This is a genomic window from Siphonobacter sp. SORGH_AS_1065, from assembly GCF_030818595.1.
Lineage (GTDB): Bacteria > Bacteroidota > Bacteroidia > Cytophagales > Spirosomataceae > Siphonobacter.
On sequence record NZ_JAUTAM010000007.1, the window covers coordinates 1 to 25107 of the forward strand.

At 44.3% G+C, this 25107-nt stretch carries 15 protein-coding genes and 1 riboswitch; of the genes, 8 read left to right on the forward strand and 7 right to left on the reverse strand.

Going from position 1 to position 25107, the window contains the following annotated elements:
- Nucleotides 1–730: 730 nt before the first annotated feature.
- Both QE390_RS21810 and QE390_RS21815 read left to right on the forward strand, forming a co-directional pair.
- Complete coding sequence (locus QE390_RS21810) at nt 731–1498, forward strand: 5'-nucleotidase C-terminal domain-containing protein (RefSeq protein ID WP_307143849.1); 768 nt, start codon at nt 731–733, stop codon at nt 1496–1498.
- Nucleotides 1499–1582: 84 nt separating this feature from the next.
- Complete coding sequence (locus QE390_RS21815; RefSeq protein ID WP_307143850.1) at nt 1583–2509, forward strand: bifunctional UDP-sugar hydrolase/5'-nucleotidase; 927 nt, start codon at nt 1583–1585, stop codon at nt 2507–2509.
- Nucleotides 2510–2669: 160 nt separating this feature from the next.
- On the opposite strand, the gene QE390_RS21820 is transcribed toward QE390_RS21815, so the two are convergent.
- The gene (locus QE390_RS21820; protein WP_307143851.1) at nt 2670–3608 is read right to left on the reverse strand and encodes an SGNH/GDSL hydrolase family protein; all 939 of its coding nucleotides are present in this window, start codon (nt 3606–3608) and stop codon (nt 2670–2672) included.
- Between the two features lie 221 nt (nt 3609–3829).
- Between QE390_RS21820 and QE390_RS21825 the strand changes: the two genes are divergently transcribed.
- From QE390_RS21825 to QE390_RS21835, 3 genes are all read left to right on the forward strand, one after another.
- Complete coding sequence (locus QE390_RS21825; protein ID WP_307143852.1) at nt 3830–7258, forward strand: ATP-binding protein; 3429 nt, start codon at nt 3830–3832, stop codon at nt 7256–7258.
- 236 nt (nt 7259–7494) lie between these two features.
- On the forward strand, nt 7495–8259 hold the full coding sequence (locus tag QE390_RS21830; RefSeq protein ID WP_307143853.1) for a hypothetical protein: 765 nt from the start codon (nt 7495–7497) through the stop codon (nt 8257–8259).
- A gap of 138 nt (nt 8260–8397) precedes the next feature.
- A complete protein-coding gene (locus QE390_RS21835) occupies nt 8398–12684 on the forward strand; it encodes a T9SS type A sorting domain-containing protein (RefSeq protein WP_307143854.1) in 4287 nt (1428 codons plus the stop codon).
- Between the two features lie 44 nt (nt 12685–12728).
- On the opposite strand, the gene QE390_RS21840 is transcribed toward QE390_RS21835, so the two are convergent.
- Both QE390_RS21840 and QE390_RS21845 read right to left on the reverse strand, forming a co-directional pair.
- Nucleotides 12729–13118 (reverse strand): VOC family protein, encoded by a 390-nt coding sequence (locus QE390_RS21840; protein WP_307143855.1) that lies wholly within the window; start codon nt 13116–13118, stop codon nt 12729–12731.
- A gap of 135 nt (nt 13119–13253) precedes the next feature.
- Nucleotides 13254–14519: an SGNH/GDSL hydrolase family protein gene (locus QE390_RS21845; protein WP_307143856.1), complete on the reverse strand. Its 1266-nt coding sequence runs from the start codon at nt 14517–14519 to the stop codon at nt 13254–13256.
- 236 nt (nt 14520–14755) lie between these two features.
- A riboswitch (SAM riboswitch) is annotated at nt 14756–14857 on the forward strand.
- Nucleotides 14858–15039: 182 nt separating this feature from the next.
- Between QE390_RS21845 and QE390_RS21850 the strand changes: the two genes are divergently transcribed.
- Complete coding sequence (locus tag QE390_RS21850) at nt 15040–16185, forward strand: cysteine desulfurase family protein (protein ID WP_307143857.1); 1146 nt, start codon at nt 15040–15042, stop codon at nt 16183–16185.
- 651 nt (nt 16186–16836) lie between these two features.
- Entirely contained in the window at nt 16837–17469 is a 633-nt protein-coding gene (locus QE390_RS21855; RefSeq protein WP_307143858.1) for a DUF6624 domain-containing protein, read from the forward strand.
- Nucleotides 17470–17860: 391 nt separating this feature from the next.
- Here the strand turns inward: QE390_RS21855 and QE390_RS21860 are convergent, their stop codons facing one another.
- Entirely contained in the window at nt 17861–18466 is a 606-nt protein-coding gene (locus QE390_RS21860; protein ID WP_307143859.1) for an FMN-dependent NADH-azoreductase, read from the reverse strand.
- Nucleotides 18467–18578: 112 nt separating this feature from the next.
- Between QE390_RS21860 and QE390_RS21865 the strand changes: the two genes are divergently transcribed.
- Nucleotides 18579–18938, forward strand: a complete 360-nt coding sequence (locus tag QE390_RS21865; RefSeq protein ID WP_307143860.1) for a helix-turn-helix domain-containing protein — start codon at nt 18579–18581, stop codon at nt 18936–18938.
- A gap of 168 nt (nt 18939–19106) precedes the next feature.
- Here QE390_RS21865 and QE390_RS21870 read toward each other — a convergent pair whose 3' ends face one another.
- The 3 genes from QE390_RS21870 to QE390_RS21880 all read right to left on the reverse strand — a co-directional run bounded on the left by QE390_RS21870 (nt 19107) and on the right by QE390_RS21880 (nt 25042).
- Nucleotides 19107–20642 (reverse strand): RagB/SusD family nutrient uptake outer membrane protein, encoded by a 1536-nt coding sequence (locus QE390_RS21870; protein ID WP_307143861.1) that lies wholly within the window; start codon nt 20640–20642, stop codon nt 19107–19109.
- A 41-nt stretch (nt 20643–20683) separates the two neighbouring features.
- The gene (locus tag QE390_RS21875) at nt 20684–24031 is read right to left on the reverse strand and encodes a TonB-dependent receptor (RefSeq protein ID WP_307143862.1); all 3348 of its coding nucleotides are present in this window, start codon (nt 24029–24031) and stop codon (nt 20684–20686) included.
- A gap of 147 nt (nt 24032–24178) precedes the next feature.
- A complete protein-coding gene (locus tag QE390_RS21880) occupies nt 24179–25042 on the reverse strand; it encodes a hypothetical protein (RefSeq protein ID WP_307143863.1) in 864 nt (287 codons plus the stop codon).
- Between the last annotated feature and the right edge of the window lie 65 nt (nt 25043–25107).

The window sequence follows — 25107 nt, forward strand, 5'->3', positions numbered from 1 at the left end:
CTTACATTGACATTCCATTTGATGCTAAAAACGATGATTACCCTTACCCCATCGAATCCATTGCCTTAACCTACGACGGTTTACATCCTTCCGATCAAGGGTACGAGATTATCGCTAATCGACTGATTGAAAAGTGGAAGGGTTTGAAATAAGTTTTTAGTAGGACTGCCAGCCGCAAAGCTGGCAGTTTCATTTTAGGTCATTTTAAGGCTCGTTTTTGTGGAAAGTGTAGGTTTGGGAAATTTTTGTTGTTTCCCCGGATTTCATCCGGGGCTATTCGTGTTTAACCCCTCCGGGGTTATTCTTCATAAACCACCTATTGTAACAAAACCCCAGCGGGGTTAAATTATGAATAGCCCCGGATGAAATCCGGGCTGGATAGTCTCGGATGAAATCCGGGGGCACTTGATCATCAGATCCTGTCATCCAGAGCGAAGCGAAGGACCTTATTACGTTTGCGTAATGTACTTGGCAAACCAAACCCTGTTAATCCGCATTTACAACGCGGATTTGTGAAAAAGCGTTGGTAACGCTGAACGTCGCAGACGAACAAAGGCTCCAAAAGCCATGATTTACATTAAAATCCAGCGATTATAAATTTTAGACCGTCTCTTCAACTTCCTTTCATCATCTCAGGCCAAAAGCTGCGTACCTTTGTTGGTAACAGTTCATCAGCAGAATGATCCGTTTACGTGTTTCATTCAAATCCATACTTCATCAAGCAACTCGTATGGCCAACTATTCCTGGGGTTTTCTTTTAGGATTAACCTTATTATCAGCCTGTTCCGGCACTAAGTATTACTCAGCCCATTCTACTCATTCGGCCCTTATCCCCGTTACGGATACGACTGCCCGGATGCAGGCTACCCGCTCTGCAGAACCGATTGCCCGTTACCTGAAACCTTATCAGGATAGTCTGGCCCGTTCCATGAATCAGGTTTTGGTTACTTCGGCTAAACATTTGCAAAAGGGTGGTCCTGAATCAGAATTAGGCAATTTATTAGCTGATTTGTTTCTCGAAGAAGGTCAAAAACGCTACGGAGCTCCGATTGACGTAGCCCAAATGAATAGTGGCGGCATCCGGGCCGAAATTCCGCAGGGTAACGTCACGTTAAGTAACGTCTACGAAATCATGCCTTTCGATAACGATCTGGTTGTACTAACCCTTTCGGGCGAAACCATGCGGCAATTCATCGACTATACCATTGTTCATCAGGATGCAGAATCGGGCATGAGACTGGTGGTCGACAAAGAAACCCGAAAGCCCCTTGAGATTCTCATTCAGGGCAAACCTTTTGATCCCCAAAAAACGTATCGCATTCTCGTCAGCGATTACGTAGCAACGGGCGGTGACAGTGCTTCTTTCCTGAAAAACTGCCTAAAATCCGAGCCCCTTCATTACCTCATGCGGGATGCGATCCGCAACTATTTTGAACAAAAAGGCAAAAATCACGAAACCCTAAACCCGCAAATCGACGGCAGGGTGACGTTAAAATAAGTCTTGGTTTTAGGGTTTTGTGTTTAGAGTTGAATCACTCATCCTAACACAAAACCCTAAACTCAAAACTCAAAACACCTCTTCATGATCTCAAATCGTCGCCATTTTTTTCGCCAGCTTACGGGCCTGGGCGGAGCTATGATGCTGAGCGGCACGTCCTTTGATAGCTGGGCTGAAACGGAAGCATCTTCGGTTAAATTAACCATTTTACATACCAATGATACCCACAGTCACCTCGATCCTTTTCCGCCGGGCGACCGCAATGCGGGTAAGGGCGGTGTAGTAAACCGGGCCCGGTTGCTGAGCCAAATTCGTCAGCAGGAAGAGAACGTTCTCCTTTTTGATGCCGGAGATATTTTTCAGGGAACGCCTTACTTTAATCTTTTTCACGGCGAGCCGGAAGTGCAGAGCTTAAGCATGCTGGGTTACGATGCCATTACCATGGGCAATCACGATTTTGACGGCGGCATGGAATTATTTGCTCGCCAGATTCGTGATCATGCGACTTTTCCGGTACTGGTAGCAAATTATGATTTTACGAATACGCCTCTAAAGGATATCGTCAAACCCTACAAACTATTCAAAGTAAAGGGCTTACGGGTGGGTGTTTTCGGATTAGGCATTCAGCCCAAAGGTTTGATTCCCTCAAAACTATTCGGCGATACCGTCTATCTTGATCCGCTTCAGAAGGCCAACGAAGTAGCCGCTTTTTTACGTAATGAAGAGAAATGCAGCCTCGTCATTTGCCTTTCGCATCTGGGATTTAAAGGCAACGCTTCGGAGATTATTGATCCGGTACTAGCGGCACAATCTCGTAATATTGATTTAATCATTGGCGGTCATACGCACACGTTTTTACCAGAACCGAAGACTTACAAAAACCTGGATAGCAAACCCGTCATTGTCAATCAGGTAGGGTTTGGAGGTATTAACCTGGGCCGCCTGGACTTTACCTTTGACCGGGTTTCCAAACAGGTATTCAGTTCGGGTTCTAATCTGACGATAGGTTAGGTTTTCCAGATCAAATGATAAAAAGCAGTCGTGAGTTACACGACTGCTTTTTATCATTCATCCGGCATCTAGACAAGCTCTTTTATTTACCTTGCTGACAAAATAAACTGAGCCATATTAACAACCCTCCCTTTTGTCATTTTGAGCGAAGCGGCGTGCATTACAGCAGCTTTCGTATCTTCTTTTCCAGACTCCTGGCCTGTTTTTGTGCCTGATCCAGGGGTAACCCGGATGGTAAGCCGGGGCGTTTGTGACCTGTTGCCGAAAGCCAGGCGTTCCTTACTATTTGCTGCTGTTCCGTTATTAGTTTTACTAGTTCATCAGCGTTCTTTTTATCGCCTAATGCTTCAGATAAAGACTCAGTTCTGCTTAGTTTTTCGGAATCGTCTTTCACGAGGTACCTCAGCATTTCTCTGGCCATTAACCAATGCCCCAAAGCTCCGGGATGTACGCCATCTTGGGCCAGGTAAAAAGTAGAATCCCGTTTTTTCTGTTGTTCGAGAAACGCCTTCATCGGAAAATGGAGGTCGATTACTTCCCAATGTTGTCGCTCTCGCTGGTTAATCAACCAGTCCGAGTAATCATCTAACACTTGAGCATAACCCGTTGCTCCTCCTCTACCATCATCGTATAAGGGCGGTGTGCTGTGGATGATTCTGGCCCCGGCCTTTTCTACTTCCTGATGCAACCACTCCATTCTCGACTGAAAAGCCTTGAATCGGGAGGAATCGAAAGGCATATAAATACCATCATTCATTCCATAGCAGGCAAAAACCAAATCGGGTTTGATTTGAGTTAATACCCGCTCAAGCCGTTCGTGCAGGTCGGGACGGGGAAATTTTCCATCCGCATGATTGGGCTCAGACAAACCCGAAACCGTTTCACTGGGCAATCCTATATTGATAAACGTATAATTACTTTTTGGGTAATGCATACGCACATAAGCGATCACATCATTCACATATCTGCCGTCGTACGTTATGCTATTTCCCAGGAAAAGCACCCGGCTAACGCCTTTAGGTAAAGGCTGAGCCTCCGATACGCTTGGGAATAGGAAACAGTAACCTATAAGAAAGATTAATCGGATGGTGCTTTTCATAAATAATAACAATTTTTGATTATTGATAATAACAGATACTTATTAGTCATTTCCTACCCGATTCTACAAAAACTTTGATTAATAAGGGATAACCTTCTGGTAGATTTAAAACAATTTGATGGAATTACGATTAAACATACGAGCTGTAAGTTAAGAAATGAACCTTTCCATTTCTTAATACTTAACACCCATTCCATTTAATTTCAAGGGACACTATTATTATGACTGAGACCGAATCCTCAGAGCAGTTTTTAGCCGGTGGTGGCGAAATGGGTCAATTAATCCGGTCTATGGACTGGTCGAAAACGCCTTTGGGACCCGTTGAAAGCTGGCCCCAAAGTCTTCGAACTTCGGTGAGTTTATGCCTCTCCTCGACCTTCCCTATTTTAATTGCCTGGGGACCCGAAACTATTCAGATTTATAATGATAGCTATAGACCCATCTGCGGAGCCAAGCACCCGGAATCCATGGGTCAGAATTTCAGGATTTGCTGGGAAACGGCCCTGCCCGTTGTAGGTGATAAGTTTACCCGGGGCCAACAGGGCGAAGGGACTTACATCAAGGATCAACGGATGTTCCTGGATCGGTATGGTTATCTGGAAGAATCGTTCATGACTTTTTCGTTTGCTCCCATTCGGGACGAATCCGGCGAGGTAGGTGGCATCTTTCACCCCATTACTGAAACCACCGACAAAATGTTGAGTGCCCGCCGCACGCAGGTACTTCGAGACGTAGCCGCCGCAACGGCCCAGGCAAAAGAAAATGAGGACATCTACAGCAGCATTGCCTCCATTCAGGAAGATTTTAGCCTGGATTTGCCCTATTTGCTTTTTTATGAGCTTGATTCTGAAGCAGGAAAAGCTAGTTTAAAGCAGACCACTGGTTTGAAATCCCATTATCAACTTCCTGAAGAATTATTAGAATTAGACCTCTCGGCTACGGAATGGTTACTGGATTTATCACAAACGCTGACAATTGAAAACGTTGCCGAACGCCTGAGTCTTATTGAAGGCGGTCCTTATGAGGCTGCTCCGCACACCCTGATCCGGCTTCCGATTTTCATTTCCACGAAAGAACAACCCGTTGGATTTTTATTAGCCGGGGTTAGCCCACACCGGGCCATCGATCAGGATTACCTTAACTTCTACGCTCTGCTGGCCAATACCATTAATACGGCGTTCTCTAACGTTAATGCCTACCAGGAAGAACAGAAAAAAGCAGAAGCTCTGGCGGCCATTGATCGGGCTAAAACGGCTTTTTTTAGCAACATTAGTCACGAATTCCGTACGCCCTTAACCCTGATGCTGGGTCCGCTGGAAGAGTTACTTAGGGACGAAAAGGTACTCGAATCCCCTTACAAAGCTCCCGTAGAAGCCACCCATCGGAATGCGTTACGTTTACTCAAACTTGTCAATAACCTGCTGGATTTCAGCCGGATTGAAGCAAATCGGGTGCAGGCCACTTACCGACCCGTTGATCTGGTCGCGTTAACTACCGATTTATCGAGCAGTTTCCGATCCCTGATTGAGCGAGCGGGATTAACGTTCGACGTTCATACGGACCCCATGCCCGCTCCCGTGTATGCGGATGCAGAAATGTGGGAGAAAATTGTTCTGAACCTGCTCTCTAATGCGTTTAAGTATACGCTTGAAGGTAGCGTCAGCGTAGTCTTAACCACTGAAGGCAACCAAGCCGTTTTACACGTAACAGACACGGGCGTAGGTATTCCTGAAAAAGAGTTACCGCACATGTTTGAACGATTCCACCGCGTGGAAAATGCCGGTGGACGTACCTACGAAGGCAGCGGAATTGGGCTTTCGCTGGTGCATGAACTCGTACGTTTGCACGGAGGAACGATCGGCTTAACCAGTGTGGAAGGTCAGGGAACTACCTTCACCGTTCGAATTCCGCTGGGTAAAAATCATTTGCCCACCGATCAGATCGTCGAAGAAAGCTCTATCGTAGGGATCAGTCATCTGGCCGATTCCTTCGTGAAGGAAGCCAGCACCATGCTTGAAGATGACAAACCCGCAAGAGAAGGTTTAGAAGCGAACTCAACCGACGTTGATAAAAACACGCAAATTCTGATTGTCGATGATAATGCCGACATGCGAGCGTATCTGACACGGTTACTAGAGCCTTATTTCACCATTCATACCGCTTTCAACGGAGCCGATGCCCTTGAAAAATTAAGTTACTCCTTACAGCCAGACCTGATCCTTAGTGACATCATGATGCCCGTCATGGACGGGAAAGAGTTGCTGGAAAAACTGAAAAAGAATGCATCAACGGCTCATATTCCGCTGATTTTCCTCTCAGCCCGGGCGGGTCAGGAAGCCCGCATCGACGGACTGGAAGCCGGAGCAGATGATTACCTGGTCAAGCCTTTCTCGGGTCAGGAATTATTGACCAAGGTTAGAGCCCAGATTAACCTTAATCAGTCTCGTCGCCAGATCGAAATTCGTTTACGTAACCTCGTTCAGCAGGCTCCGGTGGCGATGATGCTGGTCAAAGGCGAAGAATTAACCATTGAACTGATCAATCAAACCATGCTTTCGCTCATTCAGCGGGAGAATGATTTAATTGGTCAACCCCTGCTGGAAGCCCTGCCCGAACTAAAAGGGCAGGATTTTGTGGAACGCTGTCGGAAAGTTTATCAAACCGGCGAACCCGATCAGGCCTATGCTCTGGAAATTCCTTTATTAAAAAATGGAATGCTTGAGGTTCGTTATTTCAACCTTCTGTTGTCACCCTATTACGAAGGTAATCGACAAACGGGTGTGCTGGAAGTTTGTACGGAAGTAACGGATATTGTATTGATTAACCGGGCTTTACAGGCCAGCGAAGCCCGCTATCGTGACTTATCGAACGAACTCGACGAGCAGGTACAGCAACGAACGAAAGAATTGCAGGAATCCGTGTATGATTTACAACGGTCGAACGAACAATTACAGCAATTTGCCTACATCGCTTCGCACGACTTACAGGAACCCCTTCGTAAAATACAGTCGTTCAGTACCTTATTAAAATTACAGCATAGTGAAGATTTAGGCAACAGCATCATCTACCTGGATCGAATGCAAACCGCAGCGGGACGTATGTCCACGCTGATCCGGGATTTATTGAGTTTCTCGCAAATCACGACCCAGCAGATTTCAGCCCATCCGGTACCTTTGAATGAGGTTCTGCAAACGGTTATCAATGATCTCGAAGTTACCATTCAGGAAGCCTCTGCCCAGATACACGTTTCGAGTCTTCCAACCGTTATGGGAGATGCGTCCCAACTGCATCAGCTTTTTCAGAACCTGTTATCTAATGGCATCAAATTCCGTAAGGACGACGTTTATCCGCAGATCCATGTTCATTCAAAGGTAATTGACCATACCGAGCTACCGACTCTTATTAAACCGACCAAACATACCTCTCATTACTACTGCATCGATATTACTGATAACGGGATAGGTTTCGATGAGAAATACGTGAAGCGAATTTTCCAGGTTTTCCAACGTTTACACGGCAAGACTGAATTCGCGGGTACTGGAGTGGGCTTAGCCATTTGCGAAAAAGTAGCCGCCAACCACGGCGGTGCCATTACTGCCAAAAGTCAATTAGAGCAGGGTTCTACGTTTCGCGTGTTCTTACCCAAGTAATTTTAATAGATTAATCTTGACTGGGAGTAAAGGCCTATTGATGGCTTTTACTCCTTTTTTCATATTAAAATAGTGGATATCAACTATGATTGCTCAATCTATTGAACTTTGATAAATTCATTACAAACTTTTGTTAAAAATTCTGTTAGACTTATTATTATCGATTTTAATTGCATAATTAGACCCGTATTTAATTTTCCTAACTACCTATCTATCGGTTGTCCTTTATTTAATTTATGAAATTCTTTTGGGGAGTATGGTTATGCCTGATGAGTTATCAGGCTATAGCTCAGAACGAACGCATTCTAATTGGAAATAAACCTAACTCTAATTTTTGCATTGGCTCTATCATAGAGTATCCGGTTACACTAGAAGGTAACTTTCCCGCTTCTGCCACCTTTACTGTTGAATTAAGTGATACGTATTATAAAAATACTGTTCATCAAATCCCTGCTACTTACTCAAATGGAAAAATCAGTTTTCGATTAAGTTTACCTTCAGAATTTAAAGAGTACCAGCTTTCTTCAGCCTTGTATCTAAGAGTTAAGAGTACTAATCCTTCGACTGTTAGTGAATGGAGTAACGATTATTTTTACTCCTCATTCTTACCTAATGTCACTTTAAAATATCGCTCTCATCAGGTTAACCAGAATAGCCAGGTTCCCCTTGAGTTTTCTTCCTTTGGTAGTAGTATAATTACAGCGTTGTTGAGAGATCAGCTAACTAACGATACGCTTCGGGTAACAGTCTCCACTTATTCCGGTCTTAGCAGTAGTAGAAGTGAGTTCATTACTGCGGACCAAAACAGAATTTATAGGGTAGAATCTGTTTCTAATCAGTGTGGTATAGGTGTCGGGACCGGGACTGTTTCCATTAAAGTTAACCCATTTTTTCTACGCACAAATTCCGTAAGCCCACTTGAATCGTGTACAGGCAATAAAGCGGTAGTTAACTTTTCAACTTCCGGTGGAAGCTTATCGCCCATACGATTAAACTGCTGAACCAAGCGGGCTAATTAATCTGGCAAGCCAAAGCTAATTCTTCACAAGAGGTTTTAAATATCGCGTTCATTCCACCAGAAACTTACTTATTAGTTCTTAAGCAAGCCGCTTCCACTATAACTTTTCGTATTAAAAATTATGAAATTCTCCTTAGTATTTTTCCTATTTTTATGGATTGGGGTGTATCAATTGCATGCTCAGTCCATTACCATTGAAAAAGCTCCTTCTATCCTTTGTTTTGGAAGTGATATAGACGTTACGGTTAAAATTACTGGCACATTTTCCAGCACGAATCAATTTAGCATCGGCATAGAGTACGGCACTTATGAATATTCAGAATTTCCAGCTCAGCTCATTAATCCTACTACTTTACGAATTCGGCTAAGTCAGAATGCCTTTAGTAATTTAAAAAGTTATGTTAGCTTTCGATTGCGAGCCGTCAGTAGTGCTCCGACTTTCATCAGTAACTGGTCAGACTATGGAGGGTCGGCAGCTTTTCCTCTCTTATTCCTAGGAGAACATTCCTTACAGTTAAACCGATATGGGCAGGTGTCTATTCCTTATATGGCTAGTGATCATATGACCATTACTTTACAGGATAGCATCAGTCGGGATACCTTACAATTTCGTTTCTATAATAATGACTACGATTTATTCAACAAACTTGGGCGGCAAAAACTGACGTTTGACAAGCCCGTTAGTTACTACGTAAAAAGTATTCAGAATACTTGTGGAGTCAGTACTGGGAAGGGTTTCATACGCGTAAAAATTAATCCCATTAGCATTTATCCTAGTCTGATAACACCTTTAGCTGTCTGCGAAGGCAGTACAGCTTATGTAAGTTTTAATAAGGAAGGAGGAAACTGGGCAACAGGAAATGTCTTTAAAATTCGCCTGATTCCTGAGCAAAATTTTGAAGAAGAAATGCCTAATCTATACATAGATACGGAGGCGACGTTGGAGAATGGCACCTTGAAGTTTATCGTTCCTGCCTTAGCGGGCAAATCTCCTACAAGCCATTATTCGATACGAATCCTGAGTAGTAATCCCATAACTATAAGTCCTTTCAGTAACTTATGGTTAACGGTGGCTCCTTCTCCTACGGCAGAACTGTATACGATGAATTCTACCTCTATTCCATACGGTACTGGAATGTATTTTTCAGCTTATATTAAAGGCATTCCCGCTTACCGAATCAACCTTTCGGATGGATCTCAAGTCGTAAATGAAGATTATTATTCTTTAAAGACAGAAAATTCATTTCTGGTTAAACACACAGGTCCTTTATATCAAAACCAAACCTATAGTCTTTCCTCCGTTCAGACGGGTTGTGGAGCAGCTAAAATACAGGGAAATCCACTTAATATTACAGTAACTAAAGGTGTCGTCGCTGATTCTATTCCTAGTAAAGAAGCTTGCGAAGGACAAGTTTATCGCTTCCGAATTAAGTCCAATTATAATCTGGATGGTCCAGTTAAAGTTCGCTTTAATATCAATCCTGGAACGGGTCTGCCCTCTCACGTGATACAGGGCACAGTCAGTCAGAACTGGGTTAGTTTTATCCCTAACTCCTTCCTTGACTCATATAAACAGGAAGTAAGGTATGTAGCAGTATCGCTGGATTTTGGAGACTATCAATCCCCGGAGCTTTTCAAAATGCCCATTCACGGCAAGCCTTCGGCCCGTTTTCGGAACGATAGTAAAAGTATTACCCTCAAAGTTCCTGAGGTCTACAATCTTTCTTTTGTCACCTTTGGTAGCCCGGATAATCGGGTAACGTTCTCAGATGGTTCTCAATCTGACAACAGTAATACAGGAGTTCAGAGCTTTTTCATGCAGAAAACTAGTACGTATTCCATCGTAAAAGTAGAAAATGTTTGCTACAGTACTACATTAAAAGATGATTGTTTAGTTACGGTAGAACAATCCAATGAGCAAGGTATAATCCTGAAAAAACCGCATCTTTTTGCATGCCACGATCAGAAATTAACAATTGATTTTGATACGTTCGGGGACTTTAAGCCGGGAAATGTTTTTAAAATTCAGTATTCTGCTGATTATTCAGACTATCCAACCTATAAGGAATTTGAAGCCGGTACAGTTAGCAAGGGAGGTACTTATTCTCTTACATTTCCTGATGAGTTCTTACAAAAAGGAGGCATATCTGTGCGTATCATTTCTACGTCACCAGCAAAAACCAGTCAATCCTTTCCCATCAGTAATGCAGGAAAGATAGCCTTGCTGTCTGAAAATTTCACCAGGGAAATAGACGCTGGTCATACAGTCAATTATCGTCCCTATCTAAAGAATGCCTATCCTCCTCTATCTATGGTCATTTCGGATGGAAAAAATGATAAGACCTATACAAATGATGTCTACAATTCGCTTTATGCCGACTTAACTCCTTACAAATCAACCACATATCAATTAAAATCCATCAGTAATATATGCGGTACCGTTAGCCTTCCCAATACCATGTTTAAAGTAACGGTTTACACCCAGGATTCCCTGAGAGTGAGTTGGCCCCGGCATTTACGTTCGACTTATTACCAGAAAAGTCCTTGTTTTCAGGGAAAAATCCGGCTTCCTTTTCTGATTCGCGGAACGAGTAACGCCAATACGACGTTTACCTTGCAGGTCAGTGCACGTGAGCGGCATGACGCTCCTATGAATTTTGTGGATGTAGCTCAAAGCCGACAAGCCGACTATTTTGATTTTGAATGGCCATATAACAGCACTGCTAGCTTTCTAGCTTTCCGCATAATGGTCTCTAACCCGGGTACTTACTCGGATACACTGCTTTTTAATAGTTTAATTCCACCTCAGGTTACACTAGCTTCCCAAAATCACTTGGTTTCTCCGGGACAAAATATAACTCTGGATGTTACCTATAAAAATTCAAATTATGGTCAAATTTATTGGTCTGATGGAGTAGTTACGTCTGGCTCCCGCGAGGTAACTGTACAGAAAGGTAATACATATAAAATTCTCTCCGTTTCCAACGAGTGCGGTTACGGCATAGCCTCTGGGCAAGTCTCCGTCCGAGTAAAACCAAGCCTGAGCTTGAATGCACTAAGTACTTACGAAATATGCCAAGGCAATACATTGAAGGTAGGATACTCCATCTTAGGTGACTACGAAAGCTCCAACCATTTTGTCCTTTCACTCATTGATATTCATACCCGAAAAGCCATTAGGCTGGATTCGGCCGCAAGTGGTTCCAGTCCTTTCACCCTATCCATTTCCCATAATTTTACACCTGGCATCTATACCCTTGAAATATCATCCACCCACCCGGTCATTCGTGCCTCCACGATCATCTATATTCAGGCTATTCCCGACTATCGACTGGTGGGCAGTACCACAATAAACGCCGGGCAATCCGCTACATTGCAGTTTTTGAGTCCTGTACAAACAGGTGAATTGGTGTCGTACACCTTATCGGATAATTCTGCTGGCCTTTTTTATTCTTCTAGCACATATGCCTTTGTAAAACCAAGTCAGACTACTACTTATACCATCAAAGAAATTTCCAACAGCTGTGGTAAAGGTAGGGGAATGGGCTCTGCAACAGTCATAGTTAACCCAGCTACCGAGCGTTCCATTTCTGTAGTGAATGCGGCAAATGCCTACAATTATGGTCAAATCTGCTCGGGTGATACTTTATACATTTCGTACACAACTTCGGGGTCATTTTCAGCAAATAATCGATTTTCCGTTCAAATGTCGGATTCAACGGGAACCAACTTCAAAACGGTTAATGCCATCAGTTGGGGTAATCAGCAATTCAAAGTTCCCATTGCGGAGAATTTTCCCAAAGCATCAGCTTACCGGGTCATGGTTGTAGCCTCTGATCCTAATACGTCCAGTGCGGCTTCCCCCATTCCTCTGGCTGTTTATAGTAAACCCACGGCTCGCCTGCTTTCCCAAACGGCCTATGCTCTTCCCGGACAGCGACTATCCGTTCCCATTGAGTTGACGGGTGATCCCACTTGGTATGTGGTATTAAAAAATGAATTTTCTTCACTTAGTTTCAATCTGCAACTTCCAGTGGACACCCTAAAATTTGATCGAGAAGGAGAGAGTATGGTTTACAAATTAAGCAGCGTTGTTAACAATTGCGGACTTGGACGTATCATTGAACCTTCTCAATTGCGAATTGAACTGGTTACTTCAGTAGAGAATCCAGTTTCTACAGCCATTGAAGTTTTCCCAAATCCTGTAACCGAACGGATTAGAATAAAAGTAGGCCAACGAGGTAATTACCGAATCCAGCTCTATAATATTTCGGGAAGTTTGCTTTCAGAAGAGTACTTCGACGAATCTATTTACGATATGGATGTTCGACCGTTGCCAGTCGGAACCTATCTGCTCCGATTTATCGATAAGGACCGAAGCCAAACATTCCGAATCATTAAAGATTAAACACCCATAAAAACCTCTTCTGAGCTTTAGAAGAGGTTTTTTATTTAAAATATATTCAACTGCGTATAAGTGACAACATCAATTCCAATTCCATTGGGATCCGTAAAGGCAAAGTGACGGTCACCCCAGGGTTCGTCTCGCAACTCAATAACAATCGGGATCTTCAGATCTTTGATTTTCTCGTATGCTTCGTCTACGTTAGGCACTTCCAGTGTTAGGAAAATACCTTTACCGTCAAATTCAGGATGAAATAAAGGATGTTGCGAAGGATGCTCCGGTAACATAAAGCTGATTTCGGCTTTGCGGTCAGGCGTATGCATAAGCACGAAAAAATCGTTTTCGAACGTAATCCCAAACTGAAAAACTTCCTGATAAAAACGTTTCGTCTCGGCTAAGCGGGAAGTAATAATTCCGGCGTTCATTTTGATAGACATATCCATTTGCGTTTTAGTGAGAATGGATCCAAAGGTCTACCCCATCCATGACAGCCTTATGTCAGCAGGAATGACTTCCTTGTGAATTTATTTGAATACTTCTCTCGCGTTTCGCTTATGTAACGGTTATTTCCATTACGGCACTATTTCACCCACCAGTAATAACTTCCCTGCATAACAGGCATTTTCCTGAAAGCGTGACGGATCATTCATAACCTGGTTTCGGGTCTTAAGAATGGCGGCTTTATCCACTTTTTCGTCCGAAACTTTAAATCGAATCACATGCGTCTGATTCGGCGATGTAGGGACAACGAAGAAATTCGAGCGATAATCTGTACAATAAGCATCGAACCGGGCAATGGTTTGTTTGAAGTCCTGATCCACTTCCATACTATACTGACCCGTTCCCGGACCCATGACATCATACAACCCGCAAGCCAGACCTTTCATTTTTACTTCCAGATAATCTCCCGGCGTGCTGGATTTTATTAAGCTCGAAAACCGCTGCTGCAAAGCCAAAGTCACGGAATCCGTATTAGGAGTAATTGTCGTCCAGTTCCCTTGTTTTTTCAATTCATCCACTGCGATCATACGGGCCGCTTCCCAGTTATCATTCACGAAAGGTTTAGCTAAAACCCGCTTTTGTGGCGTTACTTTCAGGTCCGCCATTTGCTTCAAAGCTTTCGCCAGGGCTTCCGTATACAACCGATGCCCTGTTTCGGGATAAGGATGCACGTTATCGACTGAAAACACAATTTTGTCCGGTGCATCTTCGGGTTTGCCTTTGAAAATCAGCTTACCTTGCTGGGCCAAAGCTGCCACCTCCAGCCCCAGACAAATGCTGGGAATTCCATAATATTCCGCAATTTGTTCCATGGCTAAAGCCGAAGCTGGCAGTTTTCCCTGCTGGTAAGTTGGGGCCAGATCTGCCGTTAAGGTGTATACGAAACAGAGATCGGTATGAGGATTTTGCCGCCAGGTTTTTCGAACGATTCCTTCCATGGCTTTGTAAATCTGCTCTGGCTTTTTACCGTTATCGTTTACAGCAAATTCTACGAAAACCAAATCAGGATTCTGATCGAGCACCTGAGTTTGCACCCGAAAAACACCTAAATCCGAGCCCGTTCCGCCAACTCCCGCATTAATCTGCCGAAAGGGAACCTGCGGATAGGTTTTCTGTAACCAACTCAGTGACTGCTCCCGCCAGCCTTTTCCGGCTTCGGTAATGCTACCACCGAGGTATCCTACCATGATCGGCTTTCCAGCTTTTATTTTTTCAAAAAAGAAAGGTAACCCTTCCCTAGCACGAAGTAGCGTAGCATTTTCCAATGCACTTGTTTGGGAGAATACCAAGGTCGGAAAACAGAAGAAAAGCGTAATGATTCTCAGCAATGACTTCATAGGTAACTAGTTTTTTCGGTTGCCTAAACCTACGTAATGAATCATAGCAATGACTATTTTACTAGTAGTAAGTTAATTTTAGAAAAAACAATTTTAGTAACCATCTATTTTACAGACAAATAGCACAACAAGAAGTGTTAATAGTATTATTAATCTACTATTTCTATAGATTTTATTTGTTTTATTAAATTCCACTACTTTACTTTGCATTGTCTTCAATTACCATTGGTAGTTGGGGCTTATACAGAAAGGAGGAGAGACAGGCTCGACGAATCCTTAGCAACTTTCCGACGCGGAATCAGTGCTAACCTGCCTAACATTTTTAGGAACTATAAACCCCATATGCCATGTCATTCCTCCCCAATCTAAGGAACCGATCGGCCTGCTCATTACTGATGAGTTAAGCCTTTCTCTCGTTTGTCACGAGATTCACTTTCATTACCAAGCATCGCTCAGGTTTATTTGATACCTGTGCTCCTTACGTGTCCATTCATTCACCCTTCATCAGCTCTTTTATACCATGAGTATTTATTTAGATAACTCCGCGACTACCGCTTTGTCTCCTGCTGTTCTGGAAGCCATCATACCCTATTTTACGCAACATTTTGGCAACGCCTCTTCGAATCATTGGGCGGGCCGGGAAGCGAAAAAAGTAATTCAATCGAGTCGTCGGCAAATTGCTGATTTACTGAACATTACTCCCGAAGAAATTATCTTTACTTCTGGCGGCACCGAAGCCGATAATTTTGCTTTAAAAAGTAGCATTCAGCACTTTAACATCCGCCATGTCCTTACTTCGAAGATTGAACATAAAGCCGTGCTTTTGCCGCTGAAACAGTTGGAACAGGCGGGGCTTATTCAAGTTCATTACGTCCAGTTAGACGAGCAGGGTCGGGTATCCATTCCTGATTTAACCCAATGGCTGGAGAAACATCCCAACGGACTCGTCAGCCTCATGCATGCCAATAACGAACTAGGTACGCTTTTGGATTTGGAAGAAGTGCATTCGTTAACTCAACACTACGGAGCTTATTTCCATACGGATACCGTTCAAAGCATCGGTAAAGTGCCCGTAAACCTTCATGCGGTTGATTTTGCGACGGCTTCGGCCCATAAATTCCGTGGTCCTAAAGGCGTAGGATTTTTGTTTGCCCGTCAGGGACACCGATTGCCCGCCTTTATCAGCGGCGGCGGACAGGAAGGGGGGCAACGCGGAGGAACCGAAAATATTCCCGGCATTGTGGGATTAACTAAGGCTCTGGAGCTGGCGATAACCCATCAAACGCAAAACATCGCCCATCTGAATTCATTGAAACAACAGTTCATCGACGAAATCCAACGGCAAATTCCCGGGGTTTTGTTTAATGGTCGATGTCAAAGCATCGAAGAAAGTTTACCCGGATTAATTAACGTCGCCTTCCCTATTCTCGACGGCCCCTGCTCATTGGTAGAAGCCCTGGATGCTCGCGGCATTGCCGTCTCCGGTGGTAGTGCCTGTTCCAATCTCGCCGGAGGCTCGCACGTACTACAGGAAATTCCCACCAGTTTTGGGAAAGAAAACGTTCGTTTCTCCTTCGGAGCGGATAATACGTTTGAAGAAATCAACGAAGTCTTGTCTATCCTTAGTGAATTGTATCAGACTGAAGAAGTTAGTCTGGCTTCGTAAAGCATTCCTAGTTTGAAAACATCTTCGAAGAAAAGCTATCAGCATAAGAGTTGGCAGCTTTTCTTTTTTAACAAATGCTCCAAACATCTGTCATTTAAGTGTCCCCGGATTTCATCCGGGGCTACTCATGTTTAACCCCTCCGGGGTTATTTGTCGTAAGGCTATTTATAACAACAACCCCAGCGGGATTCAATATGAGTAGCTCCGGTCTGGATGAGTAGCTCCGGTCTGGATGAACCCGGTCTGGACAGATCCAGGCTGGATAGCCCCGGATTTCATCCGGGGACACTTAAATGACTCCTCACTACTTTACATCAGCGTCTGTCATCCAGAGCGAAGCGAAGGATCTTATGACCTTTTCGAGTTTGTTGGGCCATGCGGTAACTTTACTAAACCCGCCCCATTCGACAGAAGGTTTCTTACTTCGTTCGAGATGGCAGATGAGGGGTCTAGTTTAAACCCCGAACTTACTGGTGCAAGATTCCTTCTCGTTCTTACCACAAGGCAGGTTCCACCTGCCGTTATCCCTCAAACCTAGCATCCACATGCGAAGGGAATACGCCGTGATTGACAATAAGGCCTTCGATTATAAATTTTAGACCGCATTTTAGAAAAGGTGTATTTGATTTGTGACTTTAATACACCTTTCTGATGAAGTTACTTTCTTTATTTCTATTACTCCCTGCCCTTTCCTACGCTCAAACTAACTTAACGTCCGTCAAAAATCGACTGCTTGAAATTCGGGTGGAAGATCAGCAATGTAGAGAAGCATACATTCCTATTGCTGAAAAATATGGCTATGAATCTCCTCAGGCTAAAACCTTTTGGAAAGAGGCAGCCCTCAAAGACTCCCTTCATATGCAGGAAGTAAGGACTATATTAAATAGATACGGCTGGTTGAGTAGAAAGCAGATTGGTAAAGAAGCCAACCAGACCCTTTTCCTCGTGATCCAGCATTCGAATTTACCGAACATGAAGCATTATCTACCTATTATGCGGAAGGCGGTCAGGGAAAGGAAAGCAGAATCATTTGATCTGGCTCTATTAGAAGATCGCGTTGCTTTCGAAAGCGGCGGCGAACAAATCTATGGAACTCAGATTGGTATGGATACACTTACGAAGGAGTGGTATGTAGAACCGTTAATAGAGCCCGAGCGGGTAGATGAACGCAGAAAAAGCGTTGGCTTACCGCCACTGGATGTGTATACAAAGGCCTATGGATTTAACTGGAATGTGGAAGAGCACAAAAAGCGAAAGGCTTTATTGAAGCAAACGGAGCAATAGTTGTTGACACTTCACTGCACACTAAACAGGACACGAGTGAATGTTGCTGCCAGCTTTTCTTTTCAATATCATTGTCCCAAATACCTGTTATCCATAGCGAAACGAATGCCCTTACTTACCTTTTGAATGCTTTCTTATCAGTAAACAGCTTGGTTATTGTCGTGCTATACCACTAATTACGTTCGAGATAACAGGCAATTAGCGTAACGTCTCAGAAGAAAAGAAACATCGTGCTGAGGCACATTCTAAGCTATCATTCTAAAGAATAAGCAAAACCCCCGCCCATTTCTTGGCGGGGGCCAAAGAAACTAACTCAACTTCCTAAATTACAAATTTATATCCTCAAGCAAGTTCTTGATCCATTCGAAAAAGCAGCGACGAAAACTACCCATCAATGGATAGTAATGCTTTTAATACCCTCTTCCAAAGCAACTTCTTTTCCGACAATGGCCTGCCCTTCTGCTCGAAAAACGCCCATCACTTCAATGCCAATTGATGTTAAAAAGAAACGCACGTACGTATCAATGAAATCATACGGCTTGAGTTCTCCTTTGGAATAAACACCTCCCGAGGTAATGGCCAGATAAGCCTTTTTGTTTTTCAGAAGTCCTTCGGGAAGTAAACCATTACCCGTGTAGTGGAACGTGATTCCGGCTCTGGTTATGTGATCAAAATAGGCCTTTAATGTAGACGTGATGTTGAAATTATACATGGGAGCTTCCATAATAATAACGTCACTTTCCATTAATTCCGCAACGGCATCATCCGAATACTTGATGCATTGCTCCTGCTCCGGTGAGAGATTTTCTTTAGGCGTAAAAAAGGCATTAATATGCGATTCATCCAGATGAGGAGCGGGTTCTTTATATAAATCGCGAACCTTTACCTGATTGATTGGATATTTTTCCTGAACCTCTTTCAAAATAGCAGCTCCCAGTTTTCGACTGACTGAGGCTTCATCCTGAGGACTGGAAATAATATGCAGTATATTTTTCATTTGCTTCGAATTATATGATGATCGCAAATGTATTTATATTAACTACGCAAAAACTAGTACTAAACAAAACCTTAGCAGTAAGGTTTATATTACTATACTATCTGAAAAGAAGATGAACGATCCCCTAATATTTTACTCCGAAACACAGTGTGCCCAGAATTTAGCGGCCGTAGAAGATGCTATTTATGTATTAGGTGGCAAGTGGAAACTCCGCATCATTATCGCTTTGGTAAGCGGATACACCCGATTCAATGAATTACAACGAACCATCAAGGGCATTTCGGCTACGGTCCTTTCCAGTGAATTGAAGGCTCTGGAACAAAATGGATTAGTAAAACGAGTCGTGCATGCAGAAAACATACCGGTCATTGTTGAATACCAACCCACTGAATACGCCGGGACGCTGAAAGAGCTTGTAAACGTGCTGGGAGAATGGGGGAAGAATCATCGCCAAAAAATCACGCAATTGTAGAGGAAGCAGAACGATTTAAACCTTGAGGGTTCCCTCACTAGTAGAGCAATTCACTTAGCCCCCCATCCATGCATAGCTCATGGGATGTTTTGGAAGAAAAACTTAGAATAAGAAAAAACACCCGCTGATTACTCAGCGGGTGTTTTTTCTATTATTAAATCTTAAAAATTAATTATACCCTGGATTTTGGTACATTTTCTCAGGATTCAACTTGTTTTCGTCGAAAGGAATAGGGTAATATATATCCTTTGTTCCGAAGTTGGAAAGCTTGGCAATACCAAAATCAGCCTGCGACTTGCTTTTCATGTAACTAACCAGTTCCTGAGCAGTAAAGGTGCGAAGCAGATCAAACCAGCGTTGGTGTTCAAAGGCTAATTCTACCCGACGTTCGTGCAAAATGGCCCATTTCAATGTCGGATATTTTGACTTATACGTCGCATCGTTCTGCATGTTCTGATACGTCGGACGGCCCGCCCGTTCCCGCACCATGTTCAGGTACTGAATCGCGGTAGCCTCGTCACCCAGGTATTGATGCACTTCCGCCAGCATTAGAATTACATCGGCGTAACGTAGTAAAATCCAGTCGTTACCACCGTACCCCAACGTACTTGCCGCCGAACTGGCATCGCGATACTTGGTGATGAACCAGTCTTTGACCGAAGCATCATTGGCAAATTTTATGGAAAAATCTTTCCGAAGATCGCCCTCTTCGTATTCCTTCACTAAATCCATTGTCACATTTCCTCCAACGCCCGTGCCGGGTTTCAGAGAGTTAATCGTCTCACCTTTCGCCTGGTTATTAGCCGCAATGCTGGAAGAATAGGTAACATCTCCCTGACGGTTTACAATCTGCCAGATAATCTCGGAATTGGTAGACTTTTTTGCTACGTCAAACACATCCGTATAAGGAATATCCTTCAGTTGGCTGAACGCTTTTTTGTTATAGGCTTCCATCAAATACGTCTTCGCCAAGTTCAGATTCGTGGTACGGTTGGTCTGATCCAGCGTTGTTGCCATGGTCAGATATACTTTACCCAACAAAGCATTAATTGCTACTTTAGACGTATGGCCTTTGGAAGACGACGGCTGATGATCGGGCAATGTGCTGCCTGCCGCATCCTTCAAATCACTAACGATTTGCTCGTAGACTTTCTCTTTTTTTTCACGGAAGGTATGTTCATCCACCTCCGCCTTGGTTTTCAACTGACGTAACACCAGAGGAACATCTCCCCATTTACGAACCAGTTGAAAGTAAAGAAATGCCCGCACGAATCTTACTTCCGCCTGGTAATTCACCTTCGTGGCCGGATCGGAATAGCTTACTTTATCGACGTTATCCAGCACTAGGTTACAGCGGGAAATAGCCTCGTATAAAGCCAGCCAGTGGTTTTTCAGATAGGTATTACTGGGTAACAGCGAGAAATCGTTGAACTGAAAGGGTTCTCCGGCGTTCGACTGGCTATCATTTCGTCCGGTATCGTCGGAGCGTTCGTCGGTAAATAAACCACTGTTTTCTCCTACTGTATTCGAGCTGCGAAGGGATTGATACACCCCGTTCACGGCCAGTTTTACGTCGTTTTCAGACTGGAAATAAATCTCGGTTGGAATCGCATTGGGATCGTATTCCACCACAAAATTTTTAGTACACGAGCCCAGTGACAATAAGGTCACCAGACTGGCCATCTGTATAAATCGTTTATTCATGATTGTCGTTCGTTAAGAAAAAGAGCCTGTCTTTTTCGGAATTAGAAGCTCAGTTTTACCCCCACGTTATACCCACGAACCAGTGGGTACTTGCCGTAATCTACACCGGGCGTCAGGTTAGCTCCGTTGTTGTAGTCCACTTCCGGGTTATAGCCTTTGTACTTCGTCAGTGTAAAGGCATTATCCACCGAAACATACACGCGGGCATTGCTTAACCCACGTTCAGTGAACCATTTAGCAGGTAAAGTATACCCCAGCATCAGGTTTGTACAACGCAGGAATGAACCGTCCTGTAAATAGAAAGTAGACAGACGCGTACTGTTACTTTGGGTACCTCCGCGAGCGGCCCGGTATACCTGACCATTCCCCGGCTGAGCTTCCGAACGGTACCGATCTTTCACAACGGAATACTGATTACCTGAACCTTCCATATTGAACAGGTAATAATCCTGACCGTCAAGCACCTGGTTACCGTATGAACCGTTGAAAGAAGAGCTAAAATCAAAGCTTTTGTAAGTCGCACTGATCGCAAAACCATAGGTAAACTTCGGGTAAGGCGTACCAATGACGGTTTTATCCGCATCGTTCACGACACCATCGCCGTTAACATCTTCGAAGTATAAATCGCCGGGTTGCAACGGGTTGCTGGAAGCCGTAGAACGAGCCGGGCCTTTGATCTGATAACCAGCGGGGAAAGACTGCGTAGCGGAATTATACTGAGCATTATCAGCCGCCAGATTTTCCATGTCCGACTCACGCACCATACCCTTTACCTTGAATCCGTAGAACATCCCGATGGGCTGCCCTTCCTGCGTAATGTGGGTCAGGTACGAACGCTCAGCTCCGTTGGTAATAATCGTACTGGCACCGCCCATGTTCAATACTTTGTTGCGGTTAATGGAGATGTTACCACTAGCGTTCAGCTTGAAATCAGGCGTAGAAATCAGGCGGGCATCCAGTTGAAAATCCCAGCCTTTGTTCTGCACGCGGGAATCCCGAAGGTTGGTTAACATCGTAGCGGCACCCGAAACCGCCGATAGGGGCTGATTGAAAAGCAGGTTGAACGAACGGCTCACGTAATAGTTCGCGATAACGAAGAGTCGGTTATTGAACAACCCGGCATCTAGCCCGAGGTTATACTGCGAAGTCGATTCCCAACCCAGACGGGCATCCCGAATGGCATTGGACCAGATGGCTGATTCGATGGTATTATTTCCAAACACTACGCCACCCGGACTATTCATCACCTGCTGGAAGCTGTAGTTACCAATGTTGTTGTTACCGCTCAGACCCCAGCTTGCCCGTAATTTCAGCGAAGAATTCGCTCCTAACCAGTTGTCATAGAAAGTCTCTTTCGAGATATTCCAGCCACCGGATACTGAGGGGAACACGCCCCATTTGTTCAGCGGACCAAAACGGGAAGAACCGTCCTGACGGAATGACCCCGTTAAGAAATACTTTTCGTCGAAGTTATAGCCCACACGAGCCAGGTACGAAAGCAGCGTCCAGGTGTACTTACCAGAACTGGAGTTCAGGGTAAAGAGTGAAGGATCGGCTCCCTTGCCCGTAATTTCCTGAATGCGGTCATTCTGGAAACCTCGGGCCGTCAGGCTAATCTGGTCACTCTGAAACTTTTGAGCCGTATAACCCGCCAAAGCGTCGATGCTATGTTTTCCTATTTTCTTGCTGTAGTTCAGCGTAAACTCGGCTAGCCGATCCACCTGCGTCAGTGTTTGAGCCGTGGCTGTAGCTGCTGCCATAGCCTGGGGCGAACCGGGAGCATAGTTGCCGCTACTTAAGCTCGTGGGCAGGTAAAACTCGTACTTCTCATTATAGGTCAGCATGCCCAGGTTAATCTTGGCATTGAAGCCCGGCAGAATTTCGTACGTCGCATTCCCATTATACGTACTACGTAAACCCTTGCGACGAATGATCGTCTCGGACGCCAGAGCCACCGGGTTTTCGATCGTCTGATAGGCGTACAAAGGAGCCTGAGACGAAGCTTCAAATTTGGAGAAAGAGCCGTCTTCATTATACGCCTTGAAAATAGGCATGTAGATAAGAGCCCCTAAAATAGGTCCCTGGTTGAACCGCCCTTCCTGAACTTCCCGGTTTTGGTTGGAAGTCAAAGCCAGGTTCACTCCTACTTTCAGACGCTTATTTAACTGAGCATCCACATTCGTACGTAAGTTCAGTCGTTCCTGACCCGTAGTTACGATAATTCCCTGCTGGTTCATGTAACCGCCGCTGATGGCATAACGCACGTCTTTGGTTCCGCCCGAAAACGTCAGGTTATGGCGTTGTACGGAAGCCAGTCGATACAGCTCGTCCTGCCAGTCGGTGTTATACTTGGGCTTAATCATCGTCTGACTGGCAAAGTCATAAAGATCCGTCGGAATGCTGAACGTGTTGGAGTTACTGCCGCTTCCTACTTTCGTGATACGCGTAGCATTATCATCCGAAAACATGCCATCATTCCAGGATTTACCCGCATTACGGATCAGATCCCGATAGGTATTGTTTCGACCGTCAATCAACAGTTGAGCAAACTCTTCACTGTTAAGCAATTTCACTTTCTTGCTCAACTGATTCAGACCATACTGGAAATCATAATCCAGGCGACCTTTGCCTTCCTTCCCGCGTTTGGTCGTAATCAGTACAACCCCACCTGAAGCCCGTGAACCATAAATGGCCGCCGACGCGGCATCTTTCAGAATGTCAATCGATTCAATATCATTGGGGTTAATGAACACGTCATTCCCCGCCGGATAGCCGTCAATGACGTATAGAGGATCAGAGCTGGCGTTGATTGAACCGACCCCACGCACCCGAATTTTCGTGCTATTGTAAGGAGCACCGCTCACCTGTGAAATCTGAACGCCTGCTACTTTACCCACCAGAGCCTGTCCAACGGTTGGCGTGCTGAGGTTGAGTTCTTTGGCCTTGACACTGGAAATAGCCCCGGTTACGTCGCTTTTTCGAACGGTTTGGTAACCCACCGCCACAACTTCGTTCAACTGACTGGCACTTTCCTGAAGAATGACATCAATAATCTGCTGATTTCCAACCGATATTTCCTGTGATTCGTACCCAATGAAGGAGAAAACCAGTTTGCTGTTAGGCTCTACCTCTAGCGTATATTTTCCAATAGCATCGGTAATGGTTCCGCGATTGGTGCCTTTGTTTGAAACGGTCACCCCGGGAATTGGCTCATTTTTTTCATCCCGAACAATACCCGTCACGCGGATTAAGGCACGAGGCTGGTGAATGCCTTCCAGCAGAGGATGAACATTCGCCACTGCTACTTCTACGGTTGCACCCGCCAGTACCGACAGCGAAGCCACGGTAAGCGAGGTCTTTCGAATCGTTTTTAATAGACGTTTTTGCATGAAAAAAAATGTTGAAATATGGTTAGAAACAGGGTAAAGCAATTCCTGCCTGACAGACGTCTGCCAGGAATTGACGAACTATAGATCGAATGAGTATTAGATTTTGAAGTAACCTTAATTAACCTGATTGGTATCGCCTATTTTTACTTATTCTAGTGCTACCATATGCGTATTTAAGGCTTTTGAAGAAGTGACGATTAAACCTTTATTTTTCTGAGAAAGTATGGAAAAACCTTCTAACTCATCCGCATTATTGAAATCTATTACTTTTAAAACTACCTCGCTTCCCTGCTCAACGGAGCGATCAAAATCCAGAAAAGTTAATCGCCATTTTCGGCCTTCCGTCTGGTTTTGAATGAGGACTAACTGTCTCTTTTCGGGAATCCAGTGCAGATTCTGAACCAAGGGCGAACATTTGAATTTTTTGAGAACAACGCCTGGCTCGGAAGTTTTCGACGCATTCTTTAACCGCTCAGGATCGTAAAGCCGGACTTTATTATTTTTACTACCGTAATCGGCGGTGGCAACTACCCAATTTCCCTGATACTCCACGTATTGCGGACGAGTACCCTGAATGCAGGCATCGTCTTCAATGGTTCGAATCAAATTCCCATCCAGCGTTCCGGTCTTCCAGAGGCCCTCCCAATCAATGGCATAAATTACTGCTTTCCAGATGGTTCCTTCTTTATTGAGCCGAATGCTGTTCCCTATAAAAACGGGTAAATTCGGTTGATAAGCAATGCCGGTAGGGTGATTTATTACGTCCTTTCCCTCCTCTGTTAACCGAACTTCCCGGTTCGTGTACCGCAGAGAATCATCGATCCAGTCATATTCCCGAATCATTCCCACCTCCCGATCTCCGTACAAATACACCTTCTCATTCAGGCAACTTACGCCCTGACAAGCTCCCAGCGAATCAGTCGTAAATGAACGCGTCACGGTTACGGATGGCTGACTATAACTTATGTGAGCGAGTAATCCCAGGAAAACAATGCGTAATGTAATGCTCATACTCCTTCATTCTTCTGCAAAGAAACAAGGGGTATATTATCTGAAGGAAACGTAAATATTATGCA